The following is a 14,721-nucleotide window of genomic DNA, read 5'->3' as shown; positions in this document are numbered from 1 at the left end:
AGCTGTTTAATCAACGCTAGTCGATCTCAACGCACGTGCCAGGGGGCATTGTTTGATCGCATCGGGGGCACCGCTTCGGTACTTGGCTAATAGTTTGCGAGACTGAGCCGCGAGTTGTCGTCGCACCTCGCGACGTTCGCCTTTGACACGAGCGATCGCCATGTCATCGTAACCTGTTGTTTGATGTCGCATCCACGCAATCACGGCGGACTCCGCCCGTCGCTCAATCGGAATCCGTTGTGTCCGGGCCACTGTGCCGCTGCCCACGGGAGTAGCATGGTTTGTCACAGCGGTTGCGAAACGAACCGCCATCGCCGAATAAACAGGATCGAAGTTCAAGAACGCAACAACCGCCGCATGAAAATCTTCCACGTATTCATTCTGCTTTACTTCGCGGCGTTTCTTCGCGTTGACTTGTGCCTTGGCGTAACTCGCCGTCGACCGGGTTGCCTCCATCGAAGCCCTGGCTTGATCGATCTGTTGGGCGTCCGCCCATAAGCCTTGCGAGAACGACTTACGTCCTTTCTTCTCCTTCATCGTCCAAGTCGGACCGGCGGCTTTCACCCGTCGCGTCACCCCCGCGTCGCCCGGCGGCAATAGTTCCCAGTTCGCGGGGACGTCGACGACCTCACCGCTGATCAATTTCACCGTGCGGGCACGCGGCCCAGGAGCCACCTCAAGGGTTTGTTCAGCGAATGGTGCGTCAACGCGCGGCAAGTCGGCGGGGGAAGGTTCCGTAGGCATTGAATGTTCTAAACGTTAACTGATTGATTTCGGCGTATTGAATTGTTCTCAATCTCAACCGGACGGGTGACCGCTTGTTGATCTAATCGTAACCCGATTGACAGCAATTAGCCGATGGGCGTTAGCATCGCGGGAACATTAAGTGGTGGCGACTTTCAGTCGCCAAACCCTGAAACGTCGACTGAAAGTCGACGCCACGTTAAGAATCCAGCACTTATTGTTCACGCGATGCTTAGCCCCGGTTGGCGTCCGGTTAACCGCCGCTAACGCTGTAGGGCTAATTAGATCAACAAGCCGTCACGCGACGGGTTTTGATTGAAGTGAGCGGTCGGTTACGCGGGATCGTCGGAGGTCGCTAACGACTGCACGCACGAACGTACGGAATCGAGGACTGATTGCTTGACCTGCTGGCTGTTCATCCCGTCGGTTTGAATCACGACTGCGTCCAGTGCCGCTCGCAGACGACCAACCGGACGCATCCGATCTTCAAGGTCTCGTTGGTTTTGCGCGATCAGGATTTCTTCGAACGTTACCTGTTTGCCTTCGGCAATCAATTGTTGCTGTCGCCGACGGGCCCGTTCCTCGGGTGACGCGGTTAAGAAGACTTTGCATTCGGCCTCGGGGAAGACTTCGGTGCCTTGGTCGCGGCCTTCGGTGACGAGATCTCGGCCCTCGGCGATCCGGCGTTGCTGCATCGTCAAGCAATCCCGAATTTCAGGCGGGTCGGCGATGTAACGGATATTCGCGGTTACCTCAGGAGTCCGAATCTCACTCGAAACGTCTTCGTCATCCAAATCGATTCGGTCTTCGTTCCAACTCAGTCTGGCTTCTTGCGCATATCGGACTAGAGCGTCGACATCGTTCCACGGAATGCCACGACGCATCGCCCCCAAAGTGATTGCTCGGTACATCGCGCCGGTATCCAAAAACGCATACCCGAGTTCTGCCGCGACTTCTCGGGCGATGCTACTCTTGCCCGCTCCGGCGGGGCCATCAATGGTTACGATCATGCGAGTCGAAGATATTTCGTATTCATTTGTAGACATTACGGATTCCGTTGAACTTGTTCCCGGAGTAACTGTAGCGACACTTCGATTTCATCCAACGCTTCACTATCGTTGATCCCATCCCAGCGTCCTGGTTCCAAGCGTCTTGACTCTGATCGGCGCGATGCCCATCGATCCGGATCAAGCTCCCAATTGGATTGTCCATACCGTAAACGATAGAACCAATCCGTTAAGTTCGCCACCGGTCGGGCGAGTTTTGGTTGGGAGATCGTTTCGGCCATCTCCCGCGGTGTTTGCCCGGTCGCGCGGTGCAAGCCGACTTGTTCAAGAAGTTCAAGTGTTTCGGCATAGAACGCAATCGATGGTTTGGGAGCCCGACGATCTTTCCGATCAACCCAGCGTTTATTGAACCAAACGGCAATCGGGACTTTAAGGAGGATGAACAGAAAGACACAGAACCCGACGGTGATGACGGCCGCCGGAAGCGAGAACAACCGCCCGCCGCCGAAACCCCTTACTTCGCCCGCATTAATCTGAATCGCCAATGCTTGTGCGGTCTCGATCCAACTCCGATATGACTGCGTCATTGGTGAAAAACCTGGGGTCGACGTGAGCGCCGATCGTTGCCGCTCGCCGCTCATTTCGACGACGTGTTCGTTCCAAAAATTCTGGGCCAAGTCGACGATTTGGGATGCTCCGGTGCGTTGGGTCGACGTGAGGCCGCCGCCGGGTGTCGGATCAAGCCGCAACCAGTACTGATTGGCATCAGGTTGGCCGTAGATGCTTTCACCCAGCGGCATCTCGTCACGATCGATTAACGCTTCGACCCATGCGTGGGCGTGTCGTTGACGAACGATAAAACTTTGAGAAAGTTCATTGAACTCGTCGCAGTGATAGCCGACGACCAAACGTGCCGGAATGTTTTGACTTCGCAGCATCATTGCCAAAGCGGATGCAAAATACTGGCAATGACCGCGGCGATGAATACTTAAAAACTGTTCGATCGGATCGATGCCCACGATCGGCGGGGTGGTCAAATCGAGTGTGTATTGATAACGTCCGCCCGTGGTGAAATGGGCTTCTAGGCTTCTCGCGATCTTTGCGGAAGTTCGCTGGTTCCCTGGGATGGTGGCGATCACCTCTTCGGCTAAACGCCGCGCACTCGGAAGACTTTGCTCGGGGAAATCCAATAACTGATCGTTGTAGTTCATTTCAGTTTGCGTCATTTGAAATGAAGACGAGTCATCTTCAGATCCGCCGGTAATGATTTCGGCTTCGAACGCGTAACGGTGTGCGATCCAATCGGTTTGGATTCCGTTGCGGAACGCATGGGTGCCGAACGCATACTTGGCACGCGGAAAGCCGATGCCCGAATCCGATGTCGACATCTTTCGGCGTCCCAGAATCCGCTGCATCGGATGATGGACGAGCGACTCGCTACCCGGAATTCCGTGATAAGGGACCAGTGCGAAAAGGGCGGGAGTTCGAATCGATTCCACCGTGACTTCGGCGTGAACTTGATCGAAAAAATTCGAATCGCTCGGCCGATCGGGAATGAACGGCAGAGGCAACGCCCGAACGGGACCGGCGGGCTTACCCGTTATCGTTTTCCAGGAACCGCCTGCATCCATCACGTCTCCGGAATGATAGTCTTCGAGGGTTAAACCTCGAAGGTAAATTCCATCAACGACCGGATAGGGACGTAAAGTGTCGGCGGAACTCAGCCGGACCCGTAACGCACGCTCATCGGTCATTTGCATGCGGCTAACATCGCCCAACCGAACCTGATCGCTGAATCCCACCAATGCGGCATTGGGCGATCCTCGTTGGGGGTCAATCCGCCGCGGCAGGGCGAAGAAAAATGTACAAGCAAACAAGGCGATCGCCGGTATCAGTACCAGCAAACTGATCCAAGGCAGCTTCAACGAAACCGATCCGAGCGACTGCATCGCGGCGGCATTGTTCCACGCAAAGCACTTCGAGCCTACAGATCGGCTATCTGGTTTGACCGCCTCAGACGTTTGGTCGGCGGCGAGGAATGCGAGTGCCAAACCGGACGCTAGTGATAAAGGCAGAAACCAAATCGCGTAGTTGAACGCGTCATTGAAAACGGCCGCGACGATACAATTCAGTAAGGCAAAAACGAGCAACTGCTCGAACAATCGTTGCGACTTCTCTTGCAACATCAATATTGCTTGGGCGACCGCGAGCAACTGGGCCACCGCGACCATTTTACGTCCAAGCAAATTGTCTTCTTGAACGAAATCAGCCACACAAACGAACGCCGTCAACGCCATCGCCGCATACGCCACGATCGGCGGCAATGAAAACAACTTTTGCCAATCCACGCACACGAAACCGATCACCGCAAACAAGACCACTACCAACGACAACGATCCGGTCTCCGCACCTGTTCCAACAACCATCCCGCCCAATCCGGTGATCAACGCGAATGTGAACTTAGTTCGCAATCGAATCGGAGTGTCTGCAACCAGCCAAGCCGTGCCGGTTGGCGGCCTGGATACACTCGGCGATGCATCCTGGGATGATGCATTCTGGGATAGGGAGGAATTCATTGATTACTCAAAGCCCCATGAAACGGTCCATCAACGGCCCATCGGGAAAAGTCTTTGTGAGTGACGTCCACCCAAATTAACTGAGAACGCGCTTTCCATCGTTTCAGTGATAACGAAGTGGCGGCATCGGATGCGACAGCGCGGGTCTGCGATCGCGAACTCATCACGACCATGTCGGGCAATCGTTTCACTGCTGAGGACGCTTGCAAGATCGCATCACTCAGTGGAACGTGGGAAGCAACTTGAACCCGCGCGAGCGATTGCAGCATGCGTCTCAAGCCGGCCTGCGATGCACCGCTGGTGACCACCTCGATTTCCTTGCCCGCCACCACCAACAACACGCGACTGTGGCTGCCTTGGGAGAGTTCAACGAGGACCGACGCCGCCAAACTGATCGCCCGCTCAGCCATTTCATCGGACTCAACGCTCGTCCCGTTAGCATTCAACGCGATCGGCTTTTTGCGGGCATCGTCGTCTGTCGAGGACGACCACGCATCCACGAGTAAGCACAAGTCATATTGACGTTGTTGTTCGAATTGCCTGACGGCCGGTTCGCCCAAACGCGCCGTTGTTCGCCAGTGTATATGTCGGGGGCTATCGCCATAGCGGTATTCGCGAAGGCCAAAAAAGACATCGTCGGACGGTCCTTGACGCTGGGCCGTCGAGGAAACATTCCCGATCCGGCTGGGCATCAATCGTTGCCAAGTCCGCTGAAGGCGTAGCAACTTCGGGTACACATCCATGAAATCTTCTTCACGAATCGACTCGCGGTATGCGTTTGAAAGTGCGAAGGGAGCCAACGTCGAAACATGCCAACGGCCAAGGCGGTAACGCCCGCGATGATACGTTGTGATGTCGTAGAACGCACTGGTGGTTTGGCCCGGCATCAACAGCCCAACGCTGGTCGATGTTCGCTGGAATCCTGGATCTTCGGCAGTTCCGGAACGGTTACTCAGTAAACGCTCGATGGTTCCGCGAAAGCCACCGCCGTTTTCAACATGGCCCCGCCTCTTCGCAGTGTTGCCGCTACGAATGCCGATCGAAGAGTTCGTCTCGTTCTCGTTCTGCGAAGTGGTGATGCGTTGCAACCCGTCTTCAAGCCGGATCAACCAAAGCGGCATCAAGCGGTTCTCGTTGTTGACTTGATAACGAATGCGAACCGGCTTTCCCGCAAAAGCTTCCGCTGGCATCCGCCGATCAATCCGCAACGAATCGATCATCGCTCGGCTCATCCGCCACTGAGTGAACAGCGTCGCCAGGACCATCGCAGCGACGACGATCAAAAGGTTCAAACCATTAAGTGACCCACCGAGCATTCCGAATAAACCGATCAACATCACTTGAAAGCCAAGCCGCGTCAGTCGATGGCGAGTGCTGCGTCGATCCATGGGATTCAATTATACTGGGACAGGAATCGGCTCGATCAGGTCGGCCAATTGTTGCTCAACGACCGAGCGGCTTCCGCCTTGAAAAACACCTTCGGGGAGCACACGGTGGGCCAACGCGGGCACTGCGAGCCGCTTGATATCATCGGGAATGATGTAGTCGCGGCCTCGCAGGACCGCAAGCGCCTGACAACCCCGATAAAAACTCAATGCACCCCGCGTACTGACACCGACTTGAAACGCCTCGTGTTGGCGAGTCGCCGCGACGATATCTAGCAGATAATCGGTCAACGAACTGTCAAAACGAACGTCGCCGACGGTTTGCTGAACCGCCAGGATCTCCTCGGACGAAAGAACACTTTGCAATTGATCGACCGGCTCGCCGCGACGGTGGGTCGTCATCACTTCCCGCTCAATTTCGCGAACCGGATACCCGATCGAGGTTCGCAACAAAAACCGATCCAGTTGACTCTCCGGCAGCGAATACGTGCCTTCGTACTCGAACGGGTTTTGCGTGGCGATGACGATGAAAGGCTTGGGCAGCGGGTGAGTCACCCCGTCAACGGTCACTTGGCCTTCGCTCATCGCCTCGAGCAACGCGGACTGGGTCCGTGGCGGGGCGCGGTTGATCTCATCGGCCAAAACGACGTTCGCAAAAATCGGCCCTGGCGAAAACTCAAACTCGCCCGACGCGGCGCGATAGATCATGCTGCCGGTGATATCGCTGGGCAACAAATCCGGGGTGAACTGCAATCGCGCGAACTTGCCGTCGAGGCTATGGGCGAGAGCTTTGGCCGCCAAAGTCTTGCCGACGCCGGGAACATCCTCGAGCAGAACATGCTCCCCAGCCATCGTCGCGACAATCAGCAAATCAATCAGTTCGTCTTTGCCCAAGACGACTTTGCCGATATTGTCACGAAGGATTTTGCACGTTTCAAAGGCGTCGCGTTGGACGGCGTCCCGTTGGACCATGGATTTGACTGGATCGAGGAGCTAGAGAAGATTGTCAAATCCAAGTTTAGTGTCTGACGGCTCAAAATCCTATCGGACGCCTACAAATTAGGCGTCGTGTAGGGTTCGACGTCGCCAACCATGTGGAAGTGGTTGTGGTCGATGTAGACCACTTCGATCGATTCGCGGTCGTGCAGCGTGTGCGGAACGGGGTAGCCGATGATCGTGACCTCGTCGAAATAGATCGTGCATTTGTAGTGAGCATGATGCAGTTGGGCCGGGCCGATCAAAGGGTAGAACCGGGGTGGATCCACGTAGTCGGCAATTTTTTCTTTAATGATCCGAACGTCGTTACGTTGGGTCTCCCAGAACAACGGAATTCCGCCGTTGACCGGACGTGCCTGTTCCAATGCCACCATGACTTCGTCGTCGCTAGGCGGATCGAGCGCCACGGGAGCACCACCTGATGTAGTCGGGCCCAAAATCGGGACGCGGTCATAGCGTTCTTTATTGTGGAACTTTTGTTCCAACTCGAATTGCTGGGCCGGGCTGACCGGAATCGGGAATTCCAAAAAGCCCAAGCTGATGTTGCTGCCGCCAAGGCCGTAGCAACCGCTGGAGGTGATCGCGAGTATCGCCATCATCGTGAATGTGAGGCGAGTTTGGGTCGTGTTTAATTTCCGGGTCATCCGAGCAACCTTCCGTGGTTTCGTCGTGTTCATCGCGTTGGCCCAAACCTGTTGAGGCAATACAAACGGTTCGCTTGCGTAGTACCTGTATCGTGTCAAACTGTGACGATCTTGCGGATAATTCCAAAAATCCGACCGGTTTTCTTCCCTGGGGCCATTTTCGTCCGTGAACGCCAATCCCTACCAATCCAGTCACCTGATCGAGTCGCCGGCGACAAACGAAGTTTCGCAGCCCGACAGCTTGAAACTCGATGAAATGATTCCGGAGTCAGCTCGGCGGATTTCCCAAGCGGGGCGTTTCGTTTTGACAGGTTATTTCGTGATACTCCCGATCGTTTGGCTGGCGCTCGCTTACTCATTTCACCAAGACACATCGCTGAACTTCGGATTCTCGATGACGGCGGAAATGCTGGGTCGGCCAAGTCAAAATTCGGGAAGAAGCCTATCGCGATACATTCAATCTCATGAACTACGTTGCCAAGTTTTACTGGGCGTGATTTCGATCGGACTACTCGGAGGCGTGCTGTGCAGTTTCACGCCGCGACGGGAACGCGTCTATTTGTGGATTGCCAATGTATGCAAGGTTCTGCTGGTCGCGGTCGCCTTCCGCGTCCTCAGCAGGGTCCATGGCGGTGCGTTCTCGATGAATTTGTTGACCTTATTTTTGGCCGTTCTTTACGCGTTTTGGTTGATCGGTGAAGCAGCCTTGCTGGGATTTTTGAGAGCGTCCGTGCATCGCCAAGATCTGCGTTGGGCCGCCCACGGATGCGAATCGGCGATCGGATTGCTGGCTCTCTCGGCGGGATGTTTTTCAACCTGGGCGTTGCTCGGTTTGCCGCTGTCGAATCATCTTGGAGTCAACCTTTTGATCGGGATGACGGCCAGTTTCACGGTCGCTCAACTCATCGCCTTGTACGTACTACGATGGCATCCGATCATCGCCCGAGCGTCCACGCAATCGCCTCCTTGAACGCCAGCCCGAGCTTGGATTGGTTTTCCGACGTGGGGATCCAATCGGCTGCTTTCCAAGGCCGCTCCGTGTACTCGACTCGAAAAGCGCAGGGGATCGCGACGAGGTCTAAACCATGATCTTGCGCCAATCGCAACGCCCTTGGCATGTGGAACGCGCTGGTCACCAATCCCATCTTCGGATCGGTGGGGCTCTCTACCAAGTCTCGCCATGCTGTCGGCGGAGCTTCCAAAAACGCGGCCAGGGATTCCATCTCGGCTTGCGTGTTGACCCCTGGAATCAAAAAGATACGCTCGTCAGGAATGCCCAGAGAAATCAATAAATCTTTCGCGATTTCGCATGGATGGGCGATTCCATCGGTCGATGAACCCGTCGTGATAATCGTTCGAGTCATCCCAGCATGATAGATCTGGGCGGCCGACAAAATCCGCTCGCCATCCCCGTTCACTTCCGGAAAATCTTCCACGACCCAGTTCGCCGATCCGCCGAGCGTGACCAGCCCGTCCAGTCTTGCATCCAAACCTCGCTTCTCGAAAGCAGGATCGGATGCGGTCGGCAGCGGCGACTCGACCCATCCAAGCACCGTGCCCGCGACTTGCCCATTGCCCACAGCAGTCCAGATCAGGAACAAAAACACCCAGCCGATCGATTGCCGGCGTTGACCGAGCAATCCGAAATAGGTCGTCCCCGCCCACAAAAATAACCAAACCCAGCCGACCGGCATCACCATCGTGGTCCCGGCGCGGCCGGCGGCGACAAATCCCTGCTGCCAATACGTGACCAGAAAGATGCTAACTGGTAATAGTGCCGTTAATGCCAACCATCCGATCAGCCGCCATCGGCGGAGCCTTCCCCGTCGAACGGGTGCGTCGGGGCGAGTCGGCGGATCCCGTCGCGCTAATTGGGAATCGGAATTTTCGATTTTCTGCGGCGAATCCGACGACGTCGACTTTGCCCCGGTTTCTCGCGGAATGCTGAACACCTAAACTCCCGGTGGATTTCCAACTTCTTTTCGAAGGACTTAAGTATGGCTAAGGGACTCTTCACCCAAGGCATCATGGTTTTACTGCGACAGCCCGTGTCGATCCAAGAGGTCGCCGATTGCCTTAGCGACTTTTTCCCATCCGATCCGATCGAACCGTCCGAGGACTGGACGTTCCTCGGCCCTGCGGTGCTGTTGAACATGGACGAAGACGGAGGCGGCAAGGTAGTCGTCGACATCGTTGATCAGCCATGGCCCGACACAATGGGCGATCCGGACACTGCCCCCGAGCTATTTGCCGGCTGGGGACTGGGTAGCTTCGGCCCGCACACCTACCCCGGCTGCCTGGACCGCGCCCGCGAACAATCGTGGGTTTGGGAAGAAGGCCGCAATTTAGGGGATTCTCCGATCGGTTTCGTGCGGGTGCGTTCGTCCTATGTGCTCGGGGAAGACGATGACGATCTGCCCGTCATTCCTGAGGGATATGAGGCTTTTGATGAGTTGGCACTGGTCACCGAAGTGGCCGCCGCGCTAACCGAATTGCCCCAGGCGATCTGCTACTTCAACCCCAACGGCGAAGTCCTCCGCGATCTCAAAACCCTGAATGAAAGTTTTGAACTCGCCGAAGAAGGCGACTTTCCTCCGTTAGACCTGTGGTCGAACGTTCGTTTATTCAAACTTGAGAACGATTGGACCGTCATGGATACAGTCGGCAATTCGCAGTTGGATCTGCTCGATGTGGAGGCTTGTTTTCACGCCGAGTCCTACGAATTCGCCGAGGTCGAACATTTTTTGCGGTTGGTGACCTGCTATCTCGAGGAAAGCGAAGAGCCGATCGAAAGCGGCGATTCGATGGAAGGCCCCGGGGACGTTATTTGGAAAGTCTTTCTATGTGACGACGCGATCGTATCGCCCCCCCGACAAGTCCTAAGATGCCTTCCCCAAGACGACCGCGATGTGCCGCCCGAGTGTGCCGTCGTCTAAACAGAAACTCCCCAATGGGCCGCTGCAAAACTCCCGCGTCAAGTTGCTTAACTTTAACATTAGCGAAATTTGCGAGCTGTTGATTGAGTCCTCATCGAAACCCGAAGCGTGAGCGAGGGATTCATCGCCATTAATTCTCTTTGAAGGATCCCTCGCTGACGCTTCGGGTTTCGATGCAAACTAAATCAACAGCCCGTTAACCCCGGTTAACGGACGTGGAAACCGCCGCTAACACGGTACGGTTAAGTAAATCAACAAGCCGCCAGCCGGATGCCGCCCGGTACTTTTCTGTATTGGCTTTTAAGAAAGCTCAATCCCCAAAGGCAATGAGTCACCGAAGATTGCGGCCTGTTCTTCGTGATCAAACTGACCGCCTTCGCGGACGAGTTGGTGCCAGTGCGCCGGAGCGTCCAGCAAAGATAATTGCCGCAAAACTTCTTCGCGAATCTCATCGTCGAGGTCGCGGAACCGATCGTGGCAACGACGTGCGATTTGCGTCAAGGCGAGCGAAGCCGACGACCTCATCGCGTCGGTCCAGCGTTGGTCACCGACGTTTTGCATGATCGGCAACGCCAACAAGCGACAAACAATCGAGGCGGCCTCCCGATCCGAAACGGCAAGGTTGATCGGGCCGTAGCCGGGTTGGCGACTGGCAATACGTCCAACCGCCCAAAAGAGCGCCGGATAAATCGGCAAGGCTTTCTTGCGCTGCAACTGTTCGATGGCCAAATGAGCGAGGTCTTGTTTTTCATGTTGCGGCAAACGCTCCAGCGATCCCGCCAGTCGCCAAGCTTCCAATGTTTCCCCGGATTCGGCTCGCGCGCCGGTCAAAGCGTTCTTGCGCAGGTTGGCGGACAATTGGGACTGTTGTCCGGCGGTCAGCCCGCCACAGATGCGACGCCACAGGATCATCGTTTCGGCGCGAGTTTGTGCGTCATCGTGGGCGATCTTACCTTGCAGTAATCGCCACGTTTGGCTCGTTCGCCAATCGTCGACGGCGACGCCGTACCCTGGCCGCAGTGAGTAACCAAGCAGATTCAGCCAGCGGGCTTCGTGCGACGCGGACAACCGCCGGGCGGGTTCGACCGCGATCAAACCTTCCCAGATCTTTCGCAACAAAACGGGTGGCCAATGCTCGCGTTTGGTTTCCAACGTCGCTTGCAAACGTTTCACCAGCTTCGACGGTTTTTCGGTTTGGTTGATAAACACGGCGTGGATATCGGCGATACAAGCGTCGATGGTTGCTTCATCGAGGATACCCGACGCCTCCCCGGATCCTTCGTGGGATACACGGTCGGTTTCCAATGTCGCTCGAATATCAAAATCCAGTTTCCAACGCTTCGGTTTCACCTCTTCGGTAACGCGCAAACCATCATCGCCTCGGCTTCGATCGACCGCCACGCAAAACAATCCGATCGTTCCTATTTCAGAAAGTTCCGACTCGATGACAATCTCCATCGATGCTTCTTTGCGACGTTTTTGATCGCGGAGAGCGGTTTGGATGGGAGGCAGTGCCGTCATCTCTGATTCGTCGATCTCGACGACGTCACCCGGTCGATCGACCAAACGCGTGCTGCTGACCCAAAGTGGAAACCGCACCGGCGTTCCGACACGCAAGTTCATAGGCCGTGAATCGATGCGATAGCGTTGCCCGCCTTGGGCATCGGCCGGGATCACGCACACCGCCCTCGGTGGCGATTGGCTGATTTGCATGAAGTACGTGCGGGCCAAATTGGCGGCGATGCGAACACCTTCGCCGCGCCGCACCAGAGCGTAATAGGCGGCACCTTGGGCGACCGACAAGTCCAAGCGAGGCGCCGCAAGGACCTGCGGTTTCCAATCGGACACATCGCCGGCAAACCAACTCGCCAAACAACCGATCACTCGGTCTTGGATGGCGTTTGATCGCAAAACGCCGCCATTGAAGAGTACGAGATCGACGCGATCGGAATCGACTTCCGGATCGTCCCGCCCGGTTTCGCGGTGGTCACGCAGAAACTGAGCCAGGTGCTTGGTGATCGCCGGGTCGGTGGCGTACGGCAAGCCGAGTTCTTGAAAACCGCTTTGCTCTTGATCGACGAGCGAGTCCAAGCTGACCGGGGGAAAGAACCCCTCCAGCAACGCTTCGTCGATATCATCGGCGGTCAAGGAAACCGAGACCGATCCGCCGATCAACGAGGCTCCTTCACCGGCAACGTTCAACGTCGTCGCGGTCGGGCGTCCCGGAGAGAGCATCGTTTCTTTGGCATCGCGGGCGACTGCGACCAGTCGTTGCCACTGGCGGGCCGCCAACGGGGCGGCGAGCTTGGATTCGGCGAGCTTTGCTACGGCGAGGTCCAAGTTATCACCGCCCAAGATCAAGTGCTTGCCGACGGCGACGCGGTGAAACTGCAACGTCTGACTTTCGCTGCTAGCCTCCGGTGCAGAATCTGGTTGCCCTGCGTTGCGTGCGTCGAGGACGTTCGTGCCGACAGCCGCTGCGGTCGTCGCCTTTCGAACGCGGATCAGCGTCAAGTCCGTCGTGCCACCGCCGATGTCGCAGACCAAGATCGACTGTCCGACTCGAACACGATGCGTCCAATCCGATTGATTGCGATCCAACCACGCATAGAAAGCGGCCTGGGGCTCTTCGATTAATTGGATCTTTGGTAACCCGGCTTCGGCCGCCGCAGCGACGGTGAGCTCGCGAGCGACTTCGTCGAATGAGGCCGGCAGCGTGATCACGACGTCCTGCTCGGCCATCGGATGTTCTGGATGGGCGGCATCCCACGCTCGTCGCAAATGGTCGAGATAACTGGCCGACGCCGACTTGGGTGATTGCCGGGGCACGTCCTCGTCGCCATGCCAAGGCAGCAAGTCGGCCGTTCGATCAACGCCTTCGTGCGAGAGCCAGCTTTTGGCCGATGCGATCAAGCGTCCCGGATGATTCGTTCCGGCAATTCGGGCGAACTCGCCGACGCACACGTTAGGGGATTTTTTTAAAAACGACGGCACGCCGCCCGACGGTAACGCGGTGCGTTCGGCGTCGGTGAATGTGTAGTGAAATGACGGCAAAGTGGTGCGAGCTTGGATCGTTCCCAGATCCACCCACTGTGGAACGGCAAAAACTTCGACCTCTCGCTGTCCGCTCGGCCCACCTTCACCCTGTTCGCCATGACCCTGTTCGCCATGACCCTGTTCGGTAACGGCGGGACGAATGAACGCGAGCACGCAATTGGTCGTTCCTAGGTCGATCCCGATGCAGTACTTCTCCTCGCTTTGAGGTGTCATTACACGACGCACTGGCGGATCGCGTCTTGCAAACCGGCCATCGGATCACGGACCGGGATGAACTCGTGAGCGAAATAACCGGTGAACCCGGTATCGGCGATCGCGCGGGCGATCGGTGGATAGAGCAACTCTTGGTTGTCGTCGAGTTCGTGGCGTCCGGGGTTACCGGCAGTGTGGTAGTGACCGTAGTAGGCGTGGTTCTTTTCGATCGTGCGGATAATGTCGCCTTCCATGATCTGCATGTGATAGATGTCGTAGAGAAGTTTGAAATTGTCGCTGGCGACTTGCTTGACCAGCTCGACGCCCCACTCGCTATTGTCGCACATGTAGTCGGCGTGGTTGACTTTGCTGTTGAGCAATTCCATTTGCAACGTCACGCCCGCTTTCTCGGCCACCGGGACGATCTTCTTGAGCGCGTCGACGCAGTTCTTCATGCCCGTTTTACGATCAATGCCCCGCGTGTTGCCGCTGAAGCAGATCACGTTCTTCCAACCTTCGGCGGCGGTCGCTTCGATGGCAACGTTGAGCTTTTCCAACGCTTCGTTGTGAAATTGGGTATCGCACAAACCGTTGGTCAGCGAGTGCGACTGCACCATCGTGCAAACCAGCCCGTGTTCTTTGAGCGTCGGGAAGTCCGGCGGATCAAGCAGGTCGATGCCGACCAGCCCCATCGCGGCCACGTCAGCGGCGAACTGAGCCAACGGAATCTTGTTGTAGCACCATTTACAGACGGATTGATTCAGTCGACCCTTTTTCGCATCCGTGGTGGAAGGTTGGACTTCGGTGTTTGGCATAGCTTCGTCGGCTTTCGCAGATGAACTCGAAACGATCGCAGCGGTCCCGGCGGCCGTAGCGAGTGACTTCGATAACATATTGCGACGGGAAATGGGGTCGGATTCAGCGGGCATGATTGATTGTTTCGTATCAGAGCAAGGGTTTGTATTGCGAACAAGGCCGTCCAACAAAACTTAAACTTAAACTTAAACTCGAACCACCCGCCCGAAGCCCCCACACCGGACCGCTTCGGGATGCCACTCGTTGAAGTACCGCAGCAACATTCGCTTGCGGGCTAGTTGAATCATTCAAATTCGGAAACACGACAATTAGCCGAAGGGCGTTAGCCCCGGTTGGCGAACCGCCGCTAACGGCTGTTGTTTGAGTGA

Annotated in this window: 11 protein-coding genes; 2 read left to right on the top strand and 9 right to left on the bottom strand. The window is 56.3% G+C overall.

Annotated features, from left to right (window positions below; all coding sequences use genetic code 11):
* Positions 1 to 6: 6 nt before the first annotated feature.
* The 6 genes from Pla100_RS18285 to Pla100_RS18255 form a co-directional block, all read right to left on the bottom strand.
* Positions 7 to 744: a DUF2293 domain-containing protein gene (locus Pla100_RS18285; RefSeq protein WP_146579140.1), complete on the bottom strand. Its 738-nt coding sequence runs from the start codon at positions 742 to 744 to the stop codon at positions 7 to 9.
* A 332-nt stretch (positions 745 to 1,076) separates the two neighbouring features.
* Positions 1,077 to 1,754, bottom strand: a complete 678-nt coding sequence (cmk, locus tag Pla100_RS18275; protein WP_146579287.1) for a (d)CMP kinase — start codon at positions 1,752 to 1,754, stop codon at positions 1,077 to 1,079.
* Positions 1,755 to 1,789: 35 nt separating this feature from the next.
* On the bottom strand, positions 1,790 to 4,327 hold the full coding sequence (locus tag Pla100_RS18270; protein ID WP_146579139.1) for a transglutaminase TgpA family protein: 2,538 nt from the start codon (positions 4,325 to 4,327) through the stop codon (positions 1,790 to 1,792).
* On the bottom strand, positions 4,324 to 5,715 hold the full coding sequence (locus Pla100_RS18265) for a DUF58 domain-containing protein (protein WP_231603190.1): 1,392 nt from the start codon (positions 5,713 to 5,715) through the stop codon (positions 4,324 to 4,326). The genes Pla100_RS18270 and Pla100_RS18265 overlap by 4 nt, the downstream gene beginning before the upstream one ends.
* Before the next feature lie 9 nt (positions 5,716 to 5,724).
* A complete protein-coding gene (locus Pla100_RS18260) occupies positions 5,725 to 6,621 on the bottom strand; it encodes an AAA family ATPase (protein WP_146579285.1) in 897 nt (298 codons plus the stop codon).
* 143 nt (positions 6,622 to 6,764) lie between these two features.
* Positions 6,765 to 7,352 (bottom strand): hypothetical protein, encoded by a 588-nt coding sequence (locus Pla100_RS18255; RefSeq protein WP_197168052.1) that lies wholly within the window; start codon positions 7,350 to 7,352, stop codon positions 6,765 to 6,767.
* A gap of 166 nt (positions 7,353 to 7,518) precedes the next feature.
* On the opposite strand from Pla100_RS18255, the gene Pla100_RS18250 reads away from it, so the two are divergent.
* Positions 7,519 to 8,322, top strand: a complete 804-nt coding sequence (locus tag Pla100_RS18250; RefSeq protein WP_146579138.1) for a hypothetical protein — start codon at positions 7,519 to 7,521, stop codon at positions 8,320 to 8,322.
* On the opposite strand, the gene Pla100_RS18245 is transcribed toward Pla100_RS18250, so the two are convergent.
* Positions 8,288 to 9,304 carry a YdcF family protein gene (locus Pla100_RS18245; RefSeq protein ID WP_146579137.1) on the bottom strand — a complete coding sequence of 339 codons (1,017 nt, stop codon included), beginning with the start codon at positions 9,302 to 9,304 and terminating at the stop codon, positions 8,288 to 8,290. The two genes, Pla100_RS18250 and Pla100_RS18245, sit on opposite strands and share 35 nt — an antisense overlap.
* 45 nt (positions 9,305 to 9,349) lie before the next feature.
* Here Pla100_RS18245 and Pla100_RS18240 point away from each other — a divergent pair, with 45 nt between their 5' ends.
* The gene (locus tag Pla100_RS18240; RefSeq protein ID WP_146579136.1) at positions 9,350 to 10,288 is read left to right on the top strand and encodes a DUF4261 domain-containing protein; all 939 of its coding nucleotides are present in this window, start codon (positions 9,350 to 9,352) and stop codon (positions 10,286 to 10,288) included.
* A gap of 300 nt (positions 10,289 to 10,588) precedes the next feature.
* On the opposite strand, the gene Pla100_RS18235 is transcribed toward Pla100_RS18240, so the two are convergent.
* Positions 10,589 to 13,558, bottom strand: a complete 2,970-nt coding sequence (locus Pla100_RS18235) for a hsp70 family protein (protein ID WP_146579135.1) — start codon at positions 13,556 to 13,558, stop codon at positions 10,589 to 10,591.
* Positions 13,558 to 14,466, bottom strand: a complete 909-nt coding sequence (locus tag Pla100_RS18230) for a hydroxypyruvate isomerase family protein (RefSeq protein ID WP_146579134.1) — start codon at positions 14,464 to 14,466, stop codon at positions 13,558 to 13,560. The genes Pla100_RS18235 and Pla100_RS18230 overlap by 1 nt, the downstream gene beginning before the upstream one ends.
* Positions 14,467 to 14,721: the final 255 nt, after the last annotated feature.

The organism is Neorhodopirellula pilleata, from assembly GCF_007859915.1.
In the GTDB taxonomy this organism is placed as follows: domain Bacteria; phylum Planctomycetota; class Planctomycetia; order Pirellulales; family Pirellulaceae; genus Rhodopirellula; species Rhodopirellula pilleata.
The sequence above is the reverse complement of the archived record's forward strand: the minus strand, read 5'-3'. Positions and strand labels throughout refer to the sequence as shown.